This is a genomic window from Neobacillus niacini, assembly GCF_030817695.1.
In the GTDB taxonomy this organism is placed as follows: Bacteria; Bacillota; Bacilli; order Bacillales; family Cytobacillaceae; genus Neobacillus; species Neobacillus niacini_F.
In genome coordinates this window covers 647,543-671,136 of the sequence record NZ_JAUSZQ010000003.1, presented here as the reverse complement: position 1 = coordinate 671,136, position 23,594 = coordinate 647,543, and the positions used below count along the sequence as shown (strand labels likewise).

Genomic DNA, 23,594 nt, shown 5'->3' with positions numbered 1-23,594 from the left:
TGTCGCCTCATCATTTCTCAACAAGTGTGGCGAGTGTATTTTGGCAACACAATAAGATGTTGGTGAGTTTACCTTGTTGCTTAAGGTCCACCATCAAAATAATTCCATTTTAAAAGGAAGTCTTGTCCTAAGGTATCCAGTCGAAGTATAATAAGCGGAGATTTTCCTGTTAAATGTATATCGAGCTCTTTTTATGGGTATATAAGCGGAGGTTTTCCGTTTATTCAGAGCAATATCCCCCATTTTCATGTTTTTCGATTCGATAGGCGGAATTTCTCCGTCTATTTAACCCATTTTTTAGTAGTGTTCAGTCATTAAGCGAAATATCTCCGTCTATTTATCAGATGGCGTGCTTGAATCGAATTATATTTTTCATAAAAATAACTTCAAGATAGAAAAAGCATTATAAATCTAGTAAGATATCCACATGTGACATTAGATAAGGGGTTAAAAAAATGAGTGTATTAAACGTACAAAATTTAAGTCACGGTTTCGGTGATCGTGCGATTTTTAATAATGTGTCTTTTCGACTTTTAAAAGGAGAGCATGTTGGACTAGTTGGGGCAAATGGTGAGGGTAAGTCTACTTTCATGAATATTGTTACTGGGAAGCTGCAACCCGACGAGGGGAAAGTGGAGTGGTCACGAAAAGTTCGTGTAGGTTATTTAGATCAGCATGCTGTCCTTCAAAAAGGTACTACGATGCGTGAGGCTTTGAGTACTGCTTTTCAATATCTTTTTGATGCTGAAGCAGAAATCAATGAACTTTATGCAAAAATGGGTGACGAAGGTGCTGATATCGATGCATTACTTGCCGAAGTTGGAGAGCTACAAGAAACTTTAGATAGTAATGATTTCTATCAAATTAATTCAAAAGTTGAGGAAGTTGCTCGTGGTCTAGGATTAGACGATGTTGGACTCGATCGAGATGTAGATGATCTTAGCGGCGGGCAGCGTACGAAAGTTTTGCTAGCTAAGCTTCTGCTAGAAAAGCCTGAAATCCTTTTACTAGACGAGCCTACGAACTACTTGGATGAACAGCATATCGAATGGTTGAAGCGTTATTTACAGGAATATGAAAATGCATTTATCTTGATTTCGCATGATATTCCATTCTTGAACAATGTTGTTAACCTGATCTATCACATGGAAAACCAAGAGTTGAATCGCTATGTTGGTGACTATGATAACTTCCTAAATATTTATGAAATGAAGAAGCAGCAGCTAGAGTCTGCTTACAAACGTCAACAACAAGAAATTGCGAATTTGAAGGATTTCGTTGCTCGTAACAAGGCAAGTGTTGCGACTCGTAATATGGCGATGTCTCGTCAAAAGAAACTCGACAAAATGGAAATTATCGAATTGGGGAAAGAGAAGCCGAAACCAGAGTTTAACTTTAAAGAAGCTCGTTCATCTAGTCGTTGGATTTTCGAGACTGAAGATCTTGTTATAGGTTACAATGAACCACTTTCTCGCCCTCTGAATTTGAAGATGGAACGCGGACAAAAAATTGCATTCGTAGGTGCAAACGGTATTGGTAAGTCCACTCTTCTAAAAAGTATTCTTGGGTTGATTGATCCCATTTCAGGTAAAGTGGAACGTGGTGAGTATCAATACGTCGGTTACTTTGAGCAGGAAGTGAAACAGTCCAACTACAACACTTGTATTGAAGAGATTTGGAGCGAGTTCCCAAGTATGAATCAAGCTGAAGTCCGAGCTGCTCTTGCAAAATGTGGATTAACGACGAAACATATTGAAAGTAAAGTCGAAGTCCTTTCTGGTGGCGAAAAAGCCAAAGTTCGATTGTGTAAAATTATTAACACTGAAACGAATCTATTAATTCTAGACGAACCTACCAATCACTTGGATGTCGACGCAAAAGAAGAATTGAAGCGTGCTTTAAAGGCATATCGCGGAAGTATCTTGATGGTATCCCACGAACCTGATTTCTATCGTGAAATTGCGACTGAAATTTGGAATTGTGAGGATTGGACTACGAAAGTGTTTTAAATAAAGAGTAAGGGGTGCCCAATGAATTAAAATCCACTTGGGCACCCCTTTTTATTAACCATCCAAAATTTTATAAAAAATATACTTTTAGATTTCTTAAAAAAGCTCTTCCAAACTAAAGTTAGAATGAGCTTCTATCTATTTCAATATTAATTTTGCAACAGCTTCAACATGCGTTGAGTGTATGTGACAACACTCACATGAGGTGCTGGTGAGAACCTCTGTCTTAATGTAATTGCTTTATAAAACTGGAGCATATTGCTCTTGTTCTGATGCCTTCCAAACAGCAATAATAAATTCCGAGTCATCTGGCGTGACCCATTCAGATTTAGCTTGGTTCAAGTTATCCCAATTATACTACTCTAAAACAGTCGAGTTACTATGGTCGAGTTCATGATCTAGCCGGATTCCATAAGAGGATTTAACAATATTTAATAACCTAACAGGTATTTCCTCAAGTTCTTTTTCCTGTAAATACTCATATGCGGCAAAAGATTTGGAGCTACCTTTTTCATAATCTGGAGGCATTTCCTCCTCTAATGTATACTGGAAAACAAACTTTTTGTTACCTTTTATATCGCACAGTCTCTCAATTTTATTATTCAATGTTAAAACCTTTTTAAGTGCCGCTACTGTTTGGGTTTCTCCTTTTTTATTGAGTTCAGTTATATCGAAATCATGTATGCAAGTATATTCTATCCCAATATTATTAAGAACGTTTAAAACTACATACATAGTGCCTTTTCCTGCACAGTTCACCACAGATGTTCTATTATATATCCTTTCTAAGTCTCCATTACTAACCAATTTTTCTCCAATTAGTTTTAAAGCAATTACCTCGGTGTCACCTTCAACCAAAATAACATTATTAGCAAAAAATATTTCATTTACATATGGATTAAATCGTAATAACGCCTGAAATTTATCTTTTTCATGACTTGGTAATCCGTAAATATCAGAATCCACCTGACTTACAATTACATTCTTCTCTTCATTTAATGAAAGCTTAGCAAGTGCAAGTTTGTTAGAAAGATGGTTTGCAGGTAGTCTGTATAGCCATTATCTTTCCCGTTTTTCTGTGAAAACCAACGACCGTTAATTCAGTTTCCTTGGGATTTTCTTTTCCCCACAGGTGCCACATCCACTTTTGGTTTATGTGTATACTTGGCATATCAGCACCAATAACACCTTATTTATTTTCATTCCCAAAAATATTGTTACCTAAATTCACAGCTTTTCGGTTCCAGTCAATTTCTTCAAAGTCGCTTGTTTAGATTACCCAATAAAAAAAGTGCCAGGCACCTCATCGGAATCTTTCCTTTTAGGTCCTTGACACAAATTTTTTAAAAAGCTCTAATCGCCTACTCCCAATTATCTATTCCACTTTATCTATTAGGAACGTTGCTATTTCTGGGAAAATGGAGAGTAATACGATAAAAAGTACCATAATTACCGCATAGGGAATAACTCCTTTTACAATTTCTCCGATGGTATTGGTTCGGTCTATTCCCTTTAATACAAAAAGGTTTAGTCCGACAGGCGGTGAGATTAGAGCCAGCTCCATGTTGATAACCATGATAATCGCAAACCAGATTGGATCAAATCCTAGCGCTACAACGATTGGATATAGGATTGGTAGAGTAATAACCAAAATCGAAATGGTCTCTAAGAACATACCCAATATCAATAAAGCGATATTTATTAATATAAAGATAATCCATGGAGAAATGTCTTGCTCTGTCGCATAGTTGGTTATCGTTTGCGGAATTTGTAAGATTGTCATGATGTAACCAAGTAGCATAGCGCCGACTATAATCATTAAAATCATCGCATTCGTTTTAACAGTTGAGAATATAATCGTTTTAATATTCTTTAGATTTAAATTGCGGTAGACAAATGCTGAGATCGCCAGACTAACTACAACCCCTACCGCAGCTGCTTCAGTTGGAGTGAAAATACCACTATAGATTCCACCAATAACAATAATGGGCAGTAATAATCCCCAAATTGCAGTTTTGGTAGCTTCCATCCGTTCCTTCCAGGTTGCAGGTGTTTCCCTGATATGTCTTGTTTGATATGAAGCAAAGATCATAAATACAATTGTTAAGATAATACCAGGCACAATACCCGCAACAAATAATTTACCAATTGACTCTCCCGTTACAGAACCATAAATAATCATTGGAACACTTGGAGGAATTAATATTCCTAATGTTCCACCTGCAGCGAGTAATCCCAATACATACCTTTTATTGTACCCACGTTTTACCATTTCCGGTAAAGCAACTGAACCAACGGTTACAGCTGTTGCAACACTTGACCCTGAAATGGCAGCAAATATCGCACAACAAAAGAGAGTTGCAATGGCCAGACCACCAGGGAAATGTCTAAACCAACGGCTGGCCATTTCATAAAGGTCGCGACCCACACCACTAACAAGTAAGATTTGACTCATCAACACATACATCGGCAACGAGGTTAAGGAAAAATCATCAAGAGACTTATAGGAAATAATCGGAACTTGTGCAAAAGCAAAGGTTCCACCATTAAAAAAGTACATTCCTGCAATGGCTAGCAAAGCGAGAGCAAAAGCTACTGGTACTCCGAGTAACAAAAGACTCCCCAGTCCACCAAGGAAAAAGATATTCATAGGTGTTCCCCTCCTTTATGGACTCCACCATCAATAATTTGCATAATAAACGCTATGCACAGTAATACCCCGCCTATCGGAAGTAAGGCTTCTGGAATGTACATCGGAATTCTCAATAATGATGCTGAAGTAATCCCTAGCTCCATTGTTTTCATGACGTGATGGAAACCATAGAAAGTAAAAATAATACTAAATACTAAACCTAAAGCGTTCGACAAGTAAGCAAGAACGGTTTTAATTTGATCATTAACATTATTAATCAATAAATCTACGGTTATATGAGAATAGGTTCGCACTGCATAGGCACTTCCCAAAAAACAGCTTCCAATAATGGCATAAATGGAAAACTCAGTTACCCAAATCGTCGGCTGATTAAAAAACTCTCTTGAGACAATCTCATAGAAAATCATAAACGTCGTTAGAATAATGAAGAATCCTGCTAGATACGCTCCTATATTAATAACTTGATCGGCTATCCTGTAAAGTGCCTTCATGTTGCTCCTCCTTATTCCTTATCAACCATTTTTAGCAATTCTTTACCTAAATCTCCACCTGTTTTATGGAAAGCATCCCAAGCTGGTTTGGCTGCCTCTTTCCATACTGAAATATCTTCCTCCGGAACAACGTATACTTCCATCCCTTTTTCTTCTAATTGTTTTGCCGTTCTCTCGTCTTCAGCCTGTGCTTGCTGGCGTATCCATTCTTCTGTTTCTTTAGCCTCTTCAGTTAATAATGCCTGCGTTTTTTCAGGTAAACGATTCCAAAAATCCAAGTTAACAGCTAAAAGGAATTCTAGGTAAGAGTAATTATTGATTGTTAAATACTTGGCTACTTCATCGTATTTACGTTGTAGCATCGCTGTTGTACCAGAGGTAGCGCCATCTACTGTGTTACGTTGAAGTGCCATATATACTTCACCGCCACCCATGAATACAGGTGATGCACCGTATGCTTTAATCATTTCGGAAGGAATATCTCCAATACTGCGAATCTTTAATCCTTTAAAATCTTCAGGTGATTTTAATGGACGTTTGTTATTAGCAAATTGTGCAAATCCATAGTCAGCAAACAATAATACCTTTGCCCCTTTTTCTTCCATTGCTACTCTTAATTTATCTCCAAATTCACCATTAATGGCTTCTCCTGCTTTTTCATAATTAGTAAACACATAAGGGACGTCAAAAATACCCATTGCCGGAACGGTGCTTGCCCATAATGTAGCGGAATTGACCCCCATCTCAACTCCACCTGTTAAGATGGATTGGTTCATGTCTTTATCACTAAGTAATTGACCAGCAGGATATACTTGAACATTAACTGCCCCATTAGACTTTTCCGTTACATCCTTTGCAAATTGTTCAATTCCTTTAGAAATGTGATGGTCCTGTGGTAAATTGTAGGCTAATCTTATTGTTGTCTTTTCATATCCATCACTACTTCCGCTAGCATTACTCTCTTGATTTTTTGCTGTGTTGCTGGTATTACAAGCTGATAATAATAGTGTCGTTCCCATTACAACAGTCATTGTTTTAATCCATTTTTTCATCCTAATTTCCCCCTTAGTGCTTTCTTTCAACATGTCTATTTCTCCCTAATGGTTTTTTTGAAGAAATACTAGCTGCGTAGTCAGTAGCATTAAGCAATTTTTCAAAATTTAAACCGGTATCTAACCATTTCAAAAATTCGAACACCAGCCTGATAGGTAGAATATGCATTTGCTAATCCTAATCCTCTATTATCATGTAAATGGATTGTTACAGGTGTATCCCCGGCAATATCTAAAGTTTTTCTATAGTCTTTCGACATGATTGGGTGTCGCAATTCCAATCGTGTCAGCAATTCCGATCCGGTCTGGTCCCGCCGATTTCACCCGTTTGACGTGATTTAAGACCTGTTTCTCAGACAATTCACCCTCATATGGACATCCATAACTTTCGGCAATGTAAAAGCAGGTTTTAATGCCATCCTGTCTAGCATGTGCTACGAGTGCTTCGAAATATAAAAAGTTTCCATTGAATAAAATGCAATATTTTTTTGGTTAAAAAAATCCCCTGTTATGCCTTTCAGGTTAGGTCGTTGTGTTTCCTCTATTTAGTTTTGGCATGCTTTTACTTTGTGAAGATGACCCGTCAGTTCCCGATTTGTAATCGGCTTCAGTAATTCGGTGCAAGCTAGAAGTTGCCCGAAATCAATTCCCGTATCAATGCCCATTTCATGCATCATGAAAACAATATCCTCTGTTGCCGCATTACCAGCTGCACCAGGCGCAAATGGGCACCCGCCAAGACCGCCGATAGAAGCATCAAAACGAGTGACCCCCGCTTCTAATGCAGACATTACATTTGCCAGCGCCATACCATAGGTATCGTGAAAATGAGCAGAAATACTAGACTTTGTTTTTAATGAAATGACAGCTTGAAATAAATCGAAAACCTGCTTTGGATTCGCTCTGCCAATGGTATCGGCAATTACAATTTCATCTGCCCCGAGCATTTCTGCCTCCTCGACCATTTTAAGAACCAAGTCAGCTTCTACTTTTCCTTCAAATGGGCACCAAAAAGCAGTTGCAATACTATAGCGGATAAAAATATCATTTGCTTTTGCTTTTTCGATTACCGGTGCGAAATTTTTAATAGATTGCTCTCGGCTCATTTTTACATTTTTTAAATTAAAGCTGTCACTCGCCCCTACTACAAGTGATAGTGCATCGACTCCGCCTTCAATTGCCCTTTCATACCCCTTCTCATTAGGAATCAACGCCATATATTGAACGGAAGGGATTTTTTCTATTCCGTTTAGCACTTCCTTTGCATCCTTCATTTGCGGCACATATTTCGGATGGACGAAAGAAACAGCTTCCATCCGTTTGATTCCGGTTTTACTAAGTGCATTGATTAGCTCTATTTTCTTTTCAGTCGGGATAAAATTAGATTCATTCTGAATCCCGTCTCTTGGTCCGACTTCTATTATCTCTACTTTATCCGGAAAATTCATAAGACATCCCCTCTACTAAATTAGGAAATTCCAAGTTTTATAAATCGGCTGGGATAGTGTTTCCCTTAAATAACCCCTTTTGCTTTTAAATCCTTTATTTGCGCTTCAGTCAGACCTAGATTCCCGCCCAGAACATCCTCAGTGTGCTGCCCCAATTCTGGACCTGCCCACACGATTTCACCAGGTGTTTCACTCAACTTTGGCACAATTCCAGGCATCTTCAACATTCCAAGACCATCAACGGCTACTTCTTGAATCATTTTCCTTGCTTGATAATGCGGGTCATTTACTATATCCTCCACAGAATAAATGGACCCCGCCGGGACCCCAGCTTTATCTAAACATTCCTTTACCACCTCGAATGGCAGACTTTTAGTCCATTCTTCGATAAGACCGTCTAAGAATTCAGCATGTTCAGATCGTTTGGCATTGTTTTCAAAACGCTGATCCTCGGCAATGTCCTCCCGTCCCATTGCATACATAAGCCTTTTAAAAATGGCATCTCCATTCGCACCAATTACGATATACGTACCATCCGAACAAACATATGTATTCGATGGTGTAATTCCCGGCAGCATACTTCCCGATCTTTCCCGAATCAACCCTGCCCGGTCATATTCGGGAAGAACACTTTCCATTAAACTAAACACCGATTCATATAGGGCAACGTCAATTACCTGTCCCTCACCTGTACCATGCACATCACGATGGTAAACAGCCATTAATGCACCTATCACTGCATAAAGTGATGACAAGGAGTCTCCAATACTTACACCTACTCGTACCGGCGGGCGATCTGGATATCCCGTGATATAGCGAAGACCCCCCATCGCTTCCCCAATCGATCCGAAACCCGGTTTATCTTTGTACGGGCCATCTTGCCCATATCCGGACACCCGAATCATAACCAGACCTGGGTTGATTTTTTTTAATTCCTCGTATCCGAGACCCCACTTTTCCAATGTCCCCGGGCGAAAGTTCTCTATTAAAATATCAATTTCTTTCACCAGACCGCGAATCAACTCTTGTCCTTCATGGTGCTTCAGGTCAATTGTAATGCACTTTTTATTTCTGGATTGAACATACCACCATAAACTTGTGCCGTTTTCTATAACCCGCCATGATCGGATTGGATCACCCTTAGCTGGAGGTTCAACTTTTATAACCTCTGCACCAAATTCCGCTAATAACCTAGCGGCAAATGGACCTGCAATTAGCTGTCCCATTTCAAGCACTTTTAAACCTTCTAATGCTTTTTTTCCCATTTATGTTCATCTCCTATAAACTAAAGCAGATTCTGCTTATAAAGTGATACTAGTGCCAATAAATCATGCTCAATGTGATTTTGCATTTCTTTTGCGGCTTTATCCCCATTCCGTTCTTTAAGTGCTGAAAGGATACGAGCATGTTCTTCGATACGACTATCATCTCGCATTCCACCTTTAACACTACTGTTCCTGAAATAGGTAACTTTATCCCGAAGCATATTTGTTAATGAAATCAGCTGACGATTACCGGATGACTCCAGGATAATCTCATGAAATTGGATACTCAATTCCACTACATGATTTTTATCCTCTTTTATCCATGCTGTTTTGGTTTCTTTAACGATGTTTTCAAGCATTTCTAATTTTGAAGATTCAATGTTTTGAGCGGATAATTTAGCTGCGAGCGATTCCATTTGTTGCCGGACTTGATAAATATCAATCATGTCGGATAATGAGGGATTGAACACATTTATTGCATTCCCTTTTTGCACAAGCAATTCATCTTGAATAAGCATTTTTAGAGCTTCCCGCACCGGACCGCGGCTGACACCGAATTCTTCTGCAAGTCTCACTTCTACTAATCGTTCACCAAGAGCATAATAACCTTCCAATAAGCGCTTTTTTAATAATTGATAAATCTGGGCATTTAATGTCTCTTTCACAAGCGATAACAATGAAAGCGCCCTCCTTTCTGAACAAAAAACTATGTAAACGCTTTCTTATGGTGTTTATAATTTTAAAATAAACTATGTTGACTGTCAACCGTTAACATTTAGTATTTTTTGTGTTTTCTGAATTTTATTTTTTCTAATAAATTGTCTACAAAAATTCAGAAAAGCTCCAATGATTCCGAACTCAAAAGATAAAAACCCTTTCTTTAATAGTGAAAGGGAATCAAGTCTCTTATTATGAACAAAAGACACGAAGGAATTCTTTTATTAAGTGCTTGTCAAAACATTGTATTATTGTTTTTAAAATCTTCTGGAGCTGATATTTTTTGAACAACATCCCAATGTTCAACGAACTACCCATTTTTGATTTTGAAGACATCCATGTGCGCTTTTCCATAACGATTTTCGCGGTTTCTGACACCAGTGATTGAATGGATCACTACCTTATCATCTTCTTCAATAACCGATTTAATTTCAGTATATAAACTTGCATACTTAGGTTTTAATAAAATGGATGAAAAGTGTCTAATAAACCCTTCTTTTAAATCGGGGACATTAAACCAAAAAGAAAAAGCCCAGCAATAAATGCTAGGTCTACACAATTTTCTCCACCTATACCATTTTATTTTCCTCTAAAATAGGATCTATAAACCCGAATTCGATTTTGCCATCAAAAGCTCCCTTTAATTCCTTTTTATCCACAAAAGCTCCATTAGTCTTGGCAATATACTCCGATGCTTTTAACCGGTCCTTCATGTCAGCATTTTGATCCCTCATAAATTCCGTCCAAACGCTTTGTTTCCGTTAGTGGCCCATGTTGGTCTTTTAATTCGTCTTTTAATTTTAGAAGTAGTTGCTTGGCCTCTGAGTATTGTTTTTGTTGGATATGAGACTTCACTTCATCAATTTGTTGATTCCAATTTCGAATAATTTCTACCAGTTTTTTTTCTTTCGAAACCGACAATTCCCCAGGGGGCGGATTTTAAGAGCATGATCGTATTTTTTCACTGCTTTTTCCCACTGGCCATCTAGAGCATAGGTTTGAGCATTTTTGACATAACTGGCTGCCTTCTCGTTTTGTTGAGTTTCGTAGTGATAAATAGCCAATACACTCCCCGATCCCAAAAGTAACACTACAAACGGAAGCAAAAACGGCCAATAATATTTTTCCTTCTCCCTTTGAAGGTGAGGCATATCAGACTTAATATTAGGGTCGGTGACCACCGATATCGATGGGTTTAACTGGGTTCCACAATGAGAACAAAATTGATCGGTTTCATGAAGTTCCCTACCACATTTCCGACAAAACAAGTATCTCCCCCCTTTTTTTCATGTAATAAATAATTTTGAGGAGTTTTTCTTTGTTTTTTTATAAAATTCTCAAAATTGAAGAAACAACATAAATCAAGGGACTTTAAAAATAAAATAAGCCCCAGGTATGATTACCTGAGGGACTGTTTTTACACACGGCCACATCTATATTTATTCTTTCAAGACTAGTAGTGAACAGCACTCCACATGTGCCGTCTGCGGGAACATATCTACTGGCTGAATATACTTCACTTCGTATTTAGCACTTAACATTTGAATATCCTTGGCCAATGTGGACGGATTGCATGAGATGTAAATAAGTTTTTCGGGTGCTGTTTGTAATATGGTTTGGATTAATTGTCCGTCGAGACCGGTTCTTGGTGGATCAACCACAATCACATCAGGCTTCCAGCCCTTTTTCACCCATTTAGGAAGTACCTCTTCTGCTTTACCTGGTACATATTTTGTATCGGTATACCCGTGGCGTTTAGCATTTTTCTTTGCGTCTTCTATCGATTCCGGAATTACATCCATTCCACGAACTTCAGCTGCCTGGTCTGCTAACCATAAACCAATTGTTCCTACGCCACAATAAGCATCTACTATTTTCTCTTTACCAGTCAGCGCCGCTGCCTTTTTCACTTCATTATAAAGCTTAATGGTCTGAACAGGATTTAACTGAAAGAAAGTCCTTGCGGATAACTCAAATTGCAAGTCTCCCAATGTTTCTTGGATAAACTCTTCTCCTGCTAAAGGCAAAGTTTCTTCTCCAAAAATAAGCGACGTTTTTTGTTCATTAATGTTTTGAACGATGGATTTTACATTCGGAAGTCGTTTTTGGATTTCCTCGATAATCTGTTCTTTCTTTGGTAACTCTTTTTGATTTGTGATGAGCACAATCTGGAGCTCGCCACTTTGCACTCCTACGCGGGTAACAATTGTACGAACAATCCCTTTACGAGTTTTTTCATTATAGATTGTAATTTTCAACTCTTCGAGAATCTTTTTAACAGCATTTACGGCTTCATTCGTTTGTGAATGCTGAACTGCACAATGTTCAATATTAATTAGTTGGTGAGAGTTTAAGCCATACAATCCTGCTAAAACCTTTCCGTCTCTACCAGCCAGTTGAAAACTACTTTTATTCCGATATCCCCATGGGTCTTCCATTCCAATCGTTTCTCGGATATCAAGTTTATCCACTGTAAGCCGGGTATGGCGTTCAAGCGATTGAATGACAATATCCCGCTTTTCTTTTAATTGCTGGCTATATTTTAAATGCTGCAGCTGACAGCCGCCGCATTCCTCATAGACTGGACAAGGAGGCTGAACACGATGCGGTGATTTAATACGAATCTTCTTTATTTTTGCCTCCGCAAATTTAGGGTTAATTTTTGTCGCCTCGACCACTACCTCTTCCCCAGGAAGTGCACCTGGCACAAAAACTACCTGCTTTTTAAAATAACCAACACCTTCACCATTAATGCCAAGTCGTTTGATGGTTAAGGGAAAGGTCTGGTTTAATTGTATTTTAATTGATTGATCTGTTTTCATTTCGTTCACTCCAAATTCCGGTTCCTGTTTGATTTCACCGTATTATAGCATTATTAACAGAGAAAAGCCGAATTCTTCACGAATCCAGCTTTTTTCTCATTATTTTCTCCAGAAACTCGGTATGATCTTAGAAAGACCTTTCTTTTCTGGTTTGAATTCATCCAGGCTCTTAAATTTATAACCTTTCTTTTTCAAATCCTTAATCACTTTTTCAAGCGCATCGGCATTATCCTTTGAAACTGTGTGCAGAAGCAACACACTTCCAGGGTGGATTTGTCTCATAATGTTATCGTATGAATATTGCCAGCCTCTCTGTGCGTTGGTATCCCAGTCCACAAAAGCCAATGACCAGAAAACATGCGTATAGCCTTCTTCCTTCGCAATTTGCATCGTTCTCTCACTAAAAACGCCTCTTGGCGGGCGCAAATACTTCATTTTCTTTTGACCGGTTAACTCTTTGGTCTTGTCCTTCACTTTTTGAAGTTCTTCACGAATCCGCTCATCACTGATTTGTGTCATATTGGGATGATGCCAAGAATGATTGCCAATGATATGACCTTCATCCACCATGCGCTTCGTCAATTCAGGCTGCGATAATAAATAGTGCCCCGTCACAAAAAAAGTCGCCGGAACTTTTTCCTTTTTTAATACATCCAATACTTTAGCGGTATACCCTGCTTCATAACCATTATCAAAGGTTAGATATAATATCTTTGAATTTGGATCACCCTTATAGAAAGCACCGTACTTTTCAAGTACTTTCTCATACTCAGCACCAGCATCGGGCGGCTGTTCATCCACAGCTTTTTTAAAACCCCAATGGATCGGCTTATTAGGAACGTAGCCATACGTAACCTGAGGTACCATTAACAGCAGCAAACTAAGGATGCATATTAATTTTTTCATCCATGTTCCCCCTATTTTGTTTTTTATAGTGTTTGTTTGTAAGTGGGAAACATGATTAGTATTTTAAGGAAAAAGAGTTGGATGGTGGTAAACACGACCTTTATTTGTTCCTGTATGAGGGAATTTTAAAGCGGACAACAGATAAGTAGCCGCTCTTGCAGAAGGAAGATGGAGGAATTCCACTAATTCATGGTTTGTAATAGTGGGTTTGATAAGTAGAAAATAATCATTTATGGCTTTAATAAAAGGATCTCTCGCTCTCATTTGACAAGACAAACATTCCCAATATCGACCTTTATATAGCATTGGAATAGCTAAACATTTTGGGCACTGAACACCGGTTATTTCACTTATATGAACTCCGTATTTTTGCAAAATATTAGGTAGCAACGGGGTATGTTTATTTTTTAATAATTTACTCAGTCTCCCTACTGTTTTATCATCAAATACATCTTTGGTATAGAACTTGTCATTTTCCTCAATTTTATGCAAAAGATTCTCTGCACGGGTAACCCTTTTCTCTCCGTCTATATATCCTGGACTTATGATTATCTTTGATGATGTATTCGCAATACAGACTAAGTGTTGAATCGGAATTACTGGAAATTTATTTTTCTCAAAGAAGTATTTAAGCAGTATGTTATGGTTTTTTGCTTGGATGAGGGGATTTTGGAAGATTTCATTTTCAGTCGATCCATTTAAAGTTCGAATTAATTGATGTTTTTCAAATAGAAGTGTGCCTGCGTAGTTCTTTGACTCAATGAGCAAACCAGATTTAGTAGATATCAAAAGGGAATCGATTTGGAAAAAGTTTTTTCCGATTGGCAGCCTCAACCCTTGAAAGATATGATGCCTTTTTGCAGGAAGGGAATGTAAAAAGTAATCAACTGTCTTTTCTCCTCGATAACCAGCAGCTAACTTTTTAAGATTTCCTTCAACCTCGAGAAATCTCGGATGATTTTTATCTAATCTCGCGACCAATGCCTCATGTTTTTCTAAATTATTCGATTTGGTTAGTTCTAACTCAAACACATTATCCCTCCTACATCATTTGGGATATTAATTTCTGTAAAAGTAGGTAAAATTCCTTTAATTAAGTCAACTCGTTCAATATATCTACACATTTTAACAAGCTGAGTTTTAAATATCTACACAGTTTGGTATTATATCTACACAAATTGAAATTTATCTACACAAATTCTAATTTTATCTACACATTAATCGTATTTATCTACAAATTGGTAGATTTGCTAAACTTATAACGAATATAACCACTAACTCAAGCAGTAATATATCTACACGAATTCTAATTTTATCTACACAGATTAATGCAATATCTACACACTTTCTCCTGATATCTTTACAAATCTAAATATATCTACACATATCCCGAATATATCTACAAATTGACCATTCCACACATAAAAAAGAGCAGGCCCACTGCATGAGCCTGCTCCCAAAACCTTAATTAAACACCTTATCCTTAAACTGTGCCAATTTCTCCAACGAAGACTTATCCACATCTGCATGCAAACTGTTTCCGTGCGAATCCATTGTTACGACAGCTGTGAAGCCTTCCACGCGCAGGTGCCACATTGCTTCAGGGATACCAAATTGCATAAGGTCGACACCTTCAACCCCCTTGATACAATCTGCATAGTATTGTGCAGCGCCGCCGATTGCGTTCAGATAGACGCCGCCATGCTCTTTAAGTGCAGCCAGCGTGCGAGGACCCATTCCGCCTTTACCGATTACCGCGCGAATACCAAACTTCTTCATAATATCACCTTGGTAAGGCTCCTCACGAATACTTGTGGTTGGGCCGGCAGCTTTAACATGCCAAACTCCATCTTTATCCTTCAACATAACCGGGCCACAGTGGTAAATGACTTGTCCATTTAAATCCACTGGTGAATCGTGATCAGACAGGTATTTATGAATCGCGTCACGACCGGTGTACATCATACCGTTAATTTGAACAACATCGCCAACCTTTAATTCGCGAATTTGTTCTTCGGTAATTGGTGCTTGAAGGGTAATAACGTCATTAGAGCGTGCAGCTGCAGTTTCTTTTTCAGCTTCAGTCTCCTCAAAATCAATGAAATCACCTTCTTGATACATCCACTCGTTAATTTCACCTGACACAGGATCAACGCTAACACCTAAGCGGCGGAATGCCCAACAATTGTAAGCTACAGAAACATAGAAGCTTGCAGGAATTCGGTTCATTACTCCCACTTTACAACCTAACAGCGTTGCTTCTCCTCCGAAGCCCATCGTACCGATACCCAATTTATTAGCATTTTCTAATACATACTCTTCTAGAGCGCGCAAATCTTCGTTTGGATTAACATCATCCAACGATCGGAATAACTGTTCTTTTGCTAAATCGTAGCCAGATGAACGGTCACCGCCGATACCTACTCCAATGAAACCAGCACTGCATCCTTGTCCTTGTGCTTGGTAAACGGAGTGCATAATACACTTACGGATACCATCAAGGTCGCGTCCTGCTCTTCCTAGTCCTTCTAATTCACATGGAAGACTGTACTGGATGTTTTTATTTTCACAGCCGCCGCCTTTTAAAATCAGGCGAACGTCGATATAATCTTTTTCCCATTGATCAAATTTCATAACCGGTAATCCGGCACCAAGGTTGTCGCCGCTGTTTTCACCTGTTAATGAATCAACAGAGTTTGGACGCAGCTTACCTTCTTTTGTTGCGATGACAATCGCATTTTTAATCGCCTCTTTTATTTCTAATTGGTTTACCCCAACAGGCGTTTTAATTTTAAAAGTTGGTAATCCGGTATCCTGACAAATAGGTGAAACTTGATCATCTGCCATTTTAATATTATTGGTAATTGTGGCGAGGCTCATTGCTGCGCTCGTACCCGCATTTTCCTTCTCCTTTGCCGCTTTAACTGCACGGCGTACATCCTTTGGCAGCTTTGTAGAAGTTTCAACCACTAACTTGTACATGCTTTCCTGAAATTTCTCAATATTCACCTAAAATACCCCTTTCCCCATGTCCGATTCGCAATCTATTTAAAAATTACAACTATTTGACGATTATTATTATACTCCTCTAATCAAATCTTTTAAAGGTAAAGGTTTTCAAAAAAATAGAGCCTGTAATTAAACAGACTCTGGTGCTTCACGATGATTGAATTCTTTACATTTTGATTCTAGTTCATCAATCATTTTGATTAAGTTGTCAATATCATCAAGATCCGTATCCTCCGGATCGATTGCGTCTAGTACATCTAGAAACATGTTTAAACGCTGTTTTAAAAAACTAACTTGTGAATTTTTATCATTTGTCGGACTGCCCAAATTTACTTCTCCCCCTTCTATGTCAATTATCTTACACTTTCACCAGCACTTTTTCAAAAAAGAACCCCTACGACCTTAGTAGGAGTTCTTTCTCCATTATCATCTTGGTTTTTCTGAGGCAGCAAAACCAAATGAAACATGGTCCTGAACCGGTATCCATGCTCCGATTCCTTGTGAGGTAACATTTTTAACAACAATTACTTTTTTACTTCCCTTAAGCATTAAATATACTTCTCCGTAGGTAACTTTCCCTTTTTCATTCACTGCTGGTGCGTATGCATATAAGTATCCTAAGCGGTTGACAGGTATATTGTAGACATGATCGTTTTTCGTGCCTGCCCCGATAATCGTATCAAATGCAAGTGGTAAACGTGTTTTTTCCATCGCTTTTAAAAGCATCATTTTTTTAACATCTTCTGCATTTTCTATTTTTGCTGTTAATCCGCCGCGGATGATTTTTTGTGCTTCCTGAACATAATGAATCTGGTAAGGTACATTTCCGCCTCGATTATCATAGTAGTTTGTATTAATTTTTTGATATTCCCAGTTCGGTGCGGTTTCTGTTGATTCATAATTTAATGGCCATTGACCTAGGTATACAATTGCTCGGTAACCAAGGGCAAAGGGTGTACTATTAATGCTAGACTCATTCAGCATACGGATTAAATCTGGATTTTCAATTTTTACCTTAGCAGAGTTAATTAGCTGCTTCGTTAATTCACTAGGCTGCAAAGTTGGCAGATCCTGAGTGGAATTGGGATACGTATTTTCCTTCGTAATATTACGAACTGAAGAAGGAATCTGATAGTTTGCAGGTTCTTTTTTAGCATTTTTGTTTTCAGCAGAAGCTGTTGGCAGGATAGCTAACAGTAGTAACAGTGTCACCATTGCAGGAAACCATTTTTTCACAATGAAAAACTCCTTTCACAATATAGCAGTAATAAGTCTGCTCATAGTGTTTTCGGAGTTGAAAAGTTTTATCCATTTCCACGAAATATTTCAATATTTCTCCTAATATGTACTTTCTATCAGTCGATTCATTAATTTTTCAAAATACGGAAAACACAGTTGTACAAAGGGACCGATGGTAAACGTAATAATGATGGTCCCAATACCAATAGGTCCTTGGAGCAAAAGCGCTGGAAATAAAGCAACAAGTTCCCCAATTGTCTTCGCTGTCATTAAATTAACTCGAAAACGTTCTCTAATGGCCATCATAAAAGAATCAATTGGACTAGAAGGAAACTTTGCCTGCAAATAAATCGCCGCACCCAGCCCTATAATGAAAATACCAAGTATTAAAGTAACGACTTTCAGCATTAATCCGTATACTGCAAACGACCCAAATATTAAATACATCCATAAATCAACCAAAGACCCAATTAAGATGATGGTTAATAGCGATAATAGCTCAGGTCTTCTTTTTACCAATAATGAATTTACCAACACTAACACTGCACCTTCGATGATAATCCAGCTGCCTATCGTCAAACCTATCCATTCAGTAAGTGCAACATTTAGCGCATCCCAAGCCCCAGCCCCAAGCTCTGCTCTAATAGTTAAACACACTCCAAAAGTCATAATGGATAAACCTGCAAAAAAGAAAAGAATCCGATAAAATAATGCCATATGTAACTCCTTAAAAAATAGTAATCAGAACATTTACAAAATTCAATTAATCAATTATACTATACTTAACCTTTAAAGAAGGAGGGCAGTAATCAATCGACGACCATTTACTTTAAGGAGGTTGGGATTCCACTCATATATGAAATTCGACACTCGTGTTTTTCTCTTATAAATTAAACATGAAGGTTGGTGATTGATGGTCCCAAGTAACGCGATTGGTTTTACCCCGCAAACGGATAATGTTTAAATATTATAGCACAGTAAAAGGATTTACCCTTACATCGAAATGAATAATTAATAAAAGACTCTGCGCCCTCGGGCACAGAGTCTTTTTACGTTATAGATAAATAATCCCTCCGATACGATAGTTCCCTCTTTATGTGCTATTTAACGGGATTAAAGAATATTATTCTTGCAAATGCTTTATTTTCCCGATAGCATCGAATGGATTAAATTATTTAACAAACGAGGAATCTTCTATGAATAAAAGTTCCCATCGATTATGGATATTAGTTACAATTGTCGCCATTTCTGGTTTCTCACAAGGAATGCTGCTCCCATTAATCGCAGTTATTTTTGAGAAAGGCGGGGTTTCCTCTTCTCTTAATGGACTAAATGCCACCGCACTCTATATTGGAATTCTTCTGATCTCTCCTTTTATGGAAGCACCGCTCCGAAAATATGGGTATAAACCAACGATTATCCTAGGCGGTGGACTTGTGATTCTGGCATTGGCATTGTTTCCGTTGTGGAAGTCCTTTTGGTTTTGGTTCGGCTTACGAGCACTCATTGGGATAGGTGACCATGCCTTACATTTTGCCACACAAACCTGGATTACCTCATCCTCTCCATCCGAGAAAAGAGGGCGGAACGTTTCATTGTATGGATTATTTTTCGGAATTGGATTTGCGAGTGGGCCATTAATGACTCCTCTAGTTGACGTAAATGAAGCATTGCCATTTATCGTTTCCTCTATCTTATGTTTAATTGGCTGGGTATTCATATTTACGCTTAAAAACGAGTATCCTGAACAAGAACTTGGGATCAATTCATTTTTCAACACCATTAAACGCTTCAAAAAGACCATGAAATATGGCTGGATAGCCTTCCTTCCAACTTTCTGCTATGGTTTCTTGGAATCTTCCTTAAACGGCAGCTTTCCAGTGTATGCTTTACGAAGTGATATCGACGTAGCGAGTGTTTCCTTGGTGTTAACCGCCTTTGCCATTGGAAGCGTCATCACCCAGCTGCCATTAGGAGTCCTAAGCGACCAGTATGGGAGAAGAAATATCTTGATGATCGTGTTGCTTCTCGGATTCTTAAGCTTTTCAGCTGCAAGTATCTTTGAACATTCCTTTATCGGGTTATTCATCTCTGTACTTTTATCAGGAATGGTAGTGGGATCGACATTTTCTCTTGGAATCAGTTATATGACGGATTTAGTGCCTAAGAATTTGTTGGCGACCGGAAATTTATTATGTGGAATCTTTTTTAGCTTAGGCAGTTTAAGCGGCCCGATTATTGGCGGTCTTTTCATTCAATTTTTCGAAAATATAAGCTTCTTTTATATTATAAGTACCATGCTGTTAATCTTATCAATCGTCATTTATATATTTGGGAAAAAGACATATTCCATGGCTGAGCAGCATCACTCTTAACCTTTATTTTTGGAGCATTTATCTATATTAAACATATACTATATGATAAAATAGAATTAAATTAATCTAATAATTGTTTTTGTAAGACTGCTGTCATCTTAATTGATGACAGCTTTCGTGTTTTTTAGGGGTAATGATTTTGATTATTTTTCTCAATTAGGGGGAGGGAATTGAAAATGAGTGCAGATGCTAAGAGATTATCAAAGGTAATACCCAAAGTAGGTATTATAGAAAAAATTAAACCTCATGTTGAATTAATAGCTGCTGGTTTAAGCGGTGTTTTCATTGCTGCTGGATGGATTTCAGATAAGATGAATGATCAGGTGGCTTCTATCATCTTTTATTTATTAGCCTTTGTTATTGGGGGCTTTGCCAAGGCCAAGGAAGGTATTGAAGCAACGTATGAAAACAAACAGTTAAATGTAGAAATGCTGATGATTTTTGCAGCGATTGGGTCTGCGATTATCGGTTACTGGACGGAAGGTGCCATTCTAATCTTTATTTTTGCTGTTAGTGGTGCCCTAGAAACTTATACGATGAACAAGAGTCATAAGGAGATTTCTTCACTAATGAAGCTTCAGCCTGAGGAAGCACTTCTTATTAACAATGGTGTGGAAAGGCGTGTACCTGTTTCAGAGCTGAAAGTCGGCGACCAAATTCTTGTTAAGCCTGGGGAAAGAATTCCTTCCGATGGCGTCATTAAAAAAGGACATACCAATATTGATGAAGCTGCTATTACAGGTGAATCAATGCCCGTCTCAAAAGGACTAGAGACGGAAGTGTTTGCTGGGACAGTGAATTTAACAGGCGCTATTACTGTTCAAACAACAAAAGCTAGTAATGAAACACTTTTTCACAAGATCATTGAGCTCGTACAATCTGCTCAAAGTGAAAAATCTCCATCACAACTGTTTATCGAAAAGTTTGAAGGTACCTATGTAAAAACTGTATTAGCTGCTGTTTTATTGATGATGTTCCTGCCCTATTTCTTACTGGATTGGACCTGGAATGAATCTTTTTATCGGGCAATGATTTTATTAGTGGTTGCTTCCCCATGTGCGCTGGTTGCTTCCATTATGCCTGCAACATTGTCAGCCATTTCAAATGGTGCAAAGCGCGGGATTTTAGTAAAAGGCGGCGTACATTTGGAGAATCTAAGCCACTTGAAAGCCATTGCCTTTGACAAAACTGGTACGCTGACGAAAGGGAAACCTGAAGTTACCGAAATTATTATCCATGAAGACTTTGAGGAAGCTGAGCTATTACGGAAAGCAGCTTCCATTGAAAATCAATCCAATCATCCTCTTGCACAATCAATTGTTAAATATGTAAAAGCCAATTTTAACACCGACCTTCTTCAGCCAGAAAATCTTGAAGATGTTTCGGGCTGGGGTGTAAAAGCAGAAATTAATGGTGAGCAGTGGAAAATAGGTAAAGCTGATTTTGTTGGCAGAGAAGCTGCTTTAACATTTGCGGACGGCAAAGCTGCTCACCTGGCAAGTCAGGGGAATACACTTGTATTTGTACAAGTAAACAATTGTTTAGCGGCAATGATTGCTTTAAAAGATGTGGTTAGACAAGAAACGAAGATGGCCATCGATCATTTAAAGAATCAAGGTATCTTCACGGTTATGCTTACAGGAGACAGTGAGAAAACGGCAAATGTGATTGCAGAAGAAAGTCATGTGGATCAGTTCTTTGCAGAATGTCTGCCTGAAGAAAAAGTCGAGCAGCTAAAAAAGCTGAAGGAAAAGTACGGAACCATCGCGATGGTTGGTGACGGCATTAATGATGCCCCGGCTTTAGCGATTGCAAATGTTGGCATTGCCATGGGAGAAGGCTCGGATGTGGCACTTGAAACTGCGGATGTGGTCCTCATGAAAAACGATTTACCAAGGATTGCCGAAGCGATTCATCTTTCGCAACGGATGAATAAAATTATTAAACAAAATGTAATCTTTTCCATCACGGTGATTATGATCTTAATTTCATCTAACTTTTTTCAATTGTTGGATTTGCCCTTTGGTGTAATCGGACATGAAGGCAGTACCATTCTTGTGATTCTTAACAGTTTAAGACTTCTCAAAAATTAAAGAACCGGGCTTTTAGCCCGGTTCTATTTAATGGTATCCATTGCTTCCGTTTGCAGATCCTGAAGTTTTATTTCCTTTACTGCCTTTACCCTTTTGTTTTGTACCGCCATCTTTTTTTGTATGTTTAGTCATGGTGAGACCCCCCTATTTGTTTTCTGTTCCCCACCTATATTGTTTGCAATAAAGCATTTTTCATAAAGAAAAATTTTAACAGTTGGATTTACTCTTTTCACTATAAAAAGCATTTATCTCGCCGCCGAGAATGATAATAAACCCAGAAATGTACAACCAAATGAGTAAGACAATAATGGCGCCAATACTCCCATAGGTCAGTGAAAAGTTGTTAAATTTACTTACGTAAAAAGATAAAGCATAGGATGAAAGGATCCAGCCCACGGTTGCGAAACCTGCTCCTGGGAATGCACTTCTGCAGCGTAATTTAACATTGGGAGCAATCCAATACAATCCAGTAAAAATAATAAATAATATTAGCGCACTGACGACTAATCGCAACATTTCCCAAAGACGGAGGAATTCCAGCTTAAAACCTAAATAAGAGAAAAGAAAAGTTCCAATTTCCCTTCCGAATATCGGAAGTAATACAGCTACGATAAAAACAAAAATCATGCCTATCGTCAGCAAGATGGCCATACCTCTAGAAACAATAAAAGAACGGCTTTCATCAACATTGTATGCCTTGTTAAAGGCCCTTACCAAGGCATGAATTCCATTAGATGCAGACCAAATCGTTCCAATTACCCCAAAGGAAAGTAATCCTCCATTGCGATTATTCATCACATGGTTAACATTTTTTTCAATTAAATCCATTGTCTGCGGGGGGGCAAACTCTCTAATACTCCCTAAGATATCGGGGTATGGAATGGGCAGATAAGGCAGTAACGTAAAAATGAAAATAAGAAGTGGAAACAGTGATAGTAGAAAAAAATAGGCGAGTTGAGCGGATAAACCTGGTATATCATCTTCTTCAATCCGGTGCCATAACAGCCTCACCAAGGATTTGCGGACATTCGCTGTCTTCTCCATTTTCTTACCTCTCCTTAAAACAAATTCCTTTCATATTCCTACTTGTCTGCTGAGTCTTCTTCCACATTAACCTCTTTTAATAAATCTTCGACGACTGTTGAATCTTCATGTTTTGAGAATGTACTTTTCGTTTCCTTTACCACTTCTTTTACTTGGGGTGTTAACTCACGGAGTTCGTCCACTTTACAGGTAATATAAGAAATGTCCTCGCTAACCTGTTCAATTGTGTTTCTAATTTTTTCAGCGGTCTCTTTAACATTTTCCGTGATTTCTTCAGGATGACGGACAACATATGATACCTGCTCGTACGCTTTTCTCACATTTACCTTCATATCCTGCCGTGTTTTTTTATCTAATAAACTAAGAGCTCCACCTGCTAAGGCACCGTAGAACATGCCTTTCAAGAATAAATTTTTACCCATTTTTTTAACCTCTCCTTCCAACTTGTTTTGATTACTATGTAAAAAATAC

At 38.2% G+C, this 23,594-nt stretch carries 24 protein-coding genes; 3 read left to right on the top strand and 21 right to left on the bottom strand.

All coding sequences use genetic code 11. The annotated features are described in order from the left end of the window. Window positions 1-455: 455 nt before the first annotated feature. The gene (locus QFZ28_RS26790) at window positions 456-2,009 is read left to right on the top strand and encodes an ABC-F family ATP-binding cassette domain-containing protein (RefSeq protein ID WP_307197669.1); all 1,554 of its coding nucleotides are present in this window, start codon (window positions 456-458) and stop codon (window positions 2,007-2,009) included. A 357-nt stretch (window positions 2,010-2,366) separates the two neighbouring features. On the opposite strand, the gene QFZ28_RS26785 is transcribed toward QFZ28_RS26790, so the two are convergent. From QFZ28_RS26785 to QFZ28_RS26695, 19 genes are all read right to left on the bottom strand, one after another. After that, a complete protein-coding gene (locus QFZ28_RS26785; RefSeq protein ID WP_307197668.1) occupies window positions 2,367-2,975 on the bottom strand; it encodes an ATP-dependent endonuclease in 609 nt (202 codons plus the stop codon). A gap of 409 nt (window positions 2,976-3,384) precedes the next feature. Next, window positions 3,385-4,659, bottom strand: a complete 1,275-nt coding sequence (locus QFZ28_RS26780; RefSeq protein ID WP_307197667.1) for a TRAP transporter large permease — start codon at window positions 4,657-4,659, stop codon at window positions 3,385-3,387. After that, window positions 4,656-5,153 carry a TRAP transporter small permease gene (locus QFZ28_RS26775; RefSeq protein ID WP_307197666.1) on the bottom strand — a complete coding sequence of 166 codons (498 nt, stop codon included), beginning with the start codon at window positions 5,151-5,153 and terminating at the stop codon, window positions 4,656-4,658. The genes QFZ28_RS26780 and QFZ28_RS26775 overlap by 4 nt, the downstream gene beginning before the upstream one ends. 11 nt (window positions 5,154-5,164) lie before the next feature. Next, window positions 5,165-6,205: a TRAP transporter substrate-binding protein gene (locus QFZ28_RS26770; protein WP_307197665.1), complete on the bottom strand. Its 1,041-nt coding sequence runs from the start codon at window positions 6,203-6,205 to the stop codon at window positions 5,165-5,167. A gap of 101 nt (window positions 6,206-6,306) precedes the next feature. Continuing rightward, entirely contained in the window at window positions 6,307-6,465 is a 159-nt protein-coding gene (locus QFZ28_RS26765) for a hypothetical protein (protein ID WP_307197664.1), read from the bottom strand. After that, a complete protein-coding gene (locus tag QFZ28_RS26760; protein ID WP_307197772.1) occupies window positions 6,449-6,601 on the bottom strand; it encodes a hypothetical protein in 153 nt (50 codons plus the stop codon). Before QFZ28_RS26760 ends, QFZ28_RS26765 begins: the two co-directional genes overlap by 17 nt. A 149-nt stretch (window positions 6,602-6,750) precedes the next feature. Beyond that, window positions 6,751-7,653, bottom strand: coding sequence for a hydroxymethylglutaryl-CoA lyase (locus QFZ28_RS26755; RefSeq protein ID WP_307197663.1), 903 nt, complete (start codon window positions 7,651-7,653; stop codon window positions 6,751-6,753). Between the two features lie 65 nt (window positions 7,654-7,718). Then, window positions 7,719-8,918 carry a CaiB/BaiF CoA transferase family protein gene (locus QFZ28_RS26750; protein ID WP_307197662.1) on the bottom strand — a complete coding sequence of 400 codons (1,200 nt, stop codon included), beginning with the start codon at window positions 8,916-8,918 and terminating at the stop codon, window positions 7,719-7,721. 20 nt (window positions 8,919-8,938) lie between these two features. Next, window positions 8,939-9,595, bottom strand: coding sequence for a GntR family transcriptional regulator (locus QFZ28_RS26745; RefSeq protein ID WP_307197661.1), 657 nt, complete (start codon window positions 9,593-9,595; stop codon window positions 8,939-8,941). 350 nt (window positions 9,596-9,945) lie between these two features. Next, window positions 9,946-10,194, bottom strand: coding sequence for a hypothetical protein (locus tag QFZ28_RS26740; RefSeq protein WP_307197660.1), 249 nt, complete (start codon window positions 10,192-10,194; stop codon window positions 9,946-9,948). A gap of 10 nt (window positions 10,195-10,204) precedes the next feature. After that, the gene (locus tag QFZ28_RS26735) at window positions 10,205-10,369 is read right to left on the bottom strand and encodes a hypothetical protein (protein ID WP_307197659.1); all 165 of its coding nucleotides are present in this window, start codon (window positions 10,367-10,369) and stop codon (window positions 10,205-10,207) included. Between the two features lie 156 nt (window positions 10,370-10,525). Then, window positions 10,526-10,903, bottom strand: a complete 378-nt coding sequence (locus QFZ28_RS26730) for a zinc ribbon domain-containing protein (protein WP_307197658.1) — start codon at window positions 10,901-10,903, stop codon at window positions 10,526-10,528. Window positions 10,904-11,074: 171 nt separating this feature from the next. Then, entirely contained in the window at window positions 11,075-12,457 is a 1,383-nt protein-coding gene (gene rlmD, locus QFZ28_RS26725) for a 23S rRNA (uracil(1939)-C(5))-methyltransferase RlmD (protein WP_307197657.1), read from the bottom strand. A 99-nt stretch (window positions 12,458-12,556) separates the two neighbouring features. Then, window positions 12,557-13,324 carry a delta-lactam-biosynthetic de-N-acetylase gene (gene pdaA, locus QFZ28_RS26720; protein WP_307197771.1) on the bottom strand — a complete coding sequence of 256 codons (768 nt, stop codon included), beginning with the start codon at window positions 13,322-13,324 and terminating at the stop codon, window positions 12,557-12,559. A 102-nt stretch (window positions 13,325-13,426) separates the two neighbouring features. Further along, window positions 13,427-14,395, bottom strand: a complete 969-nt coding sequence (locus QFZ28_RS26715) for a nuclease-related domain-containing protein (RefSeq protein ID WP_307197656.1) — start codon at window positions 14,393-14,395, stop codon at window positions 13,427-13,429. A gap of 432 nt (window positions 14,396-14,827) precedes the next feature. After that, the gene (locus tag QFZ28_RS26710; protein WP_307197655.1) at window positions 14,828-16,372 is read right to left on the bottom strand and encodes a fumarate hydratase; all 1,545 of its coding nucleotides are present in this window, start codon (window positions 16,370-16,372) and stop codon (window positions 14,828-14,830) included. Between the two features lie 129 nt (window positions 16,373-16,501). Further along, window positions 16,502-16,699, bottom strand: coding sequence for an SE1561 family protein (locus tag QFZ28_RS26705; protein ID WP_307197654.1), 198 nt, complete (start codon window positions 16,697-16,699; stop codon window positions 16,502-16,504). 99 nt (window positions 16,700-16,798) lie between these two features. Next, window positions 16,799-17,608, bottom strand: a complete 810-nt coding sequence (locus QFZ28_RS26700) for a YfkD famly protein (protein ID WP_307197653.1) — start codon at window positions 17,606-17,608, stop codon at window positions 16,799-16,801. Window positions 17,609-17,710: 102 nt separating this feature from the next. Continuing rightward, on the bottom strand, window positions 17,711-18,328 hold the full coding sequence (locus QFZ28_RS26695; protein WP_307197652.1) for a YczE/YyaS/YitT family protein: 618 nt from the start codon (window positions 18,326-18,328) through the stop codon (window positions 17,711-17,713). A gap of 434 nt (window positions 18,329-18,762) precedes the next feature. Between QFZ28_RS26695 and QFZ28_RS26690 the strand changes: the two genes are divergently transcribed. Then, window positions 18,763-19,986, top strand: coding sequence for an MFS transporter (locus QFZ28_RS26690; RefSeq protein WP_307197770.1), 1,224 nt, complete (start codon window positions 18,763-18,765; stop codon window positions 19,984-19,986). A 176-nt stretch (window positions 19,987-20,162) separates the two neighbouring features. Continuing rightward, window positions 20,163-22,079: a heavy metal translocating P-type ATPase gene (locus QFZ28_RS26685; protein ID WP_307197651.1), complete on the top strand. Its 1,917-nt coding sequence runs from the start codon at window positions 20,163-20,165 to the stop codon at window positions 22,077-22,079. 207 nt (window positions 22,080-22,286) lie between these two features. Here the strand turns inward: QFZ28_RS26685 and QFZ28_RS26680 are convergent, their stop codons facing one another. Both QFZ28_RS26680 and QFZ28_RS26675 read right to left on the bottom strand, forming a co-directional pair. Continuing rightward, window positions 22,287-23,123, bottom strand: coding sequence for a YihY/virulence factor BrkB family protein (locus QFZ28_RS26680; protein ID WP_307197650.1), 837 nt, complete (start codon window positions 23,121-23,123; stop codon window positions 22,287-22,289). 38 nt (window positions 23,124-23,161) lie between these two features. Continuing rightward, on the bottom strand, window positions 23,162-23,545 hold the full coding sequence (locus QFZ28_RS26675; protein ID WP_307197649.1) for a YtxH domain-containing protein: 384 nt from the start codon (window positions 23,543-23,545) through the stop codon (window positions 23,162-23,164). Between the last annotated feature and the right edge of the window lie 49 nt (window positions 23,546-23,594).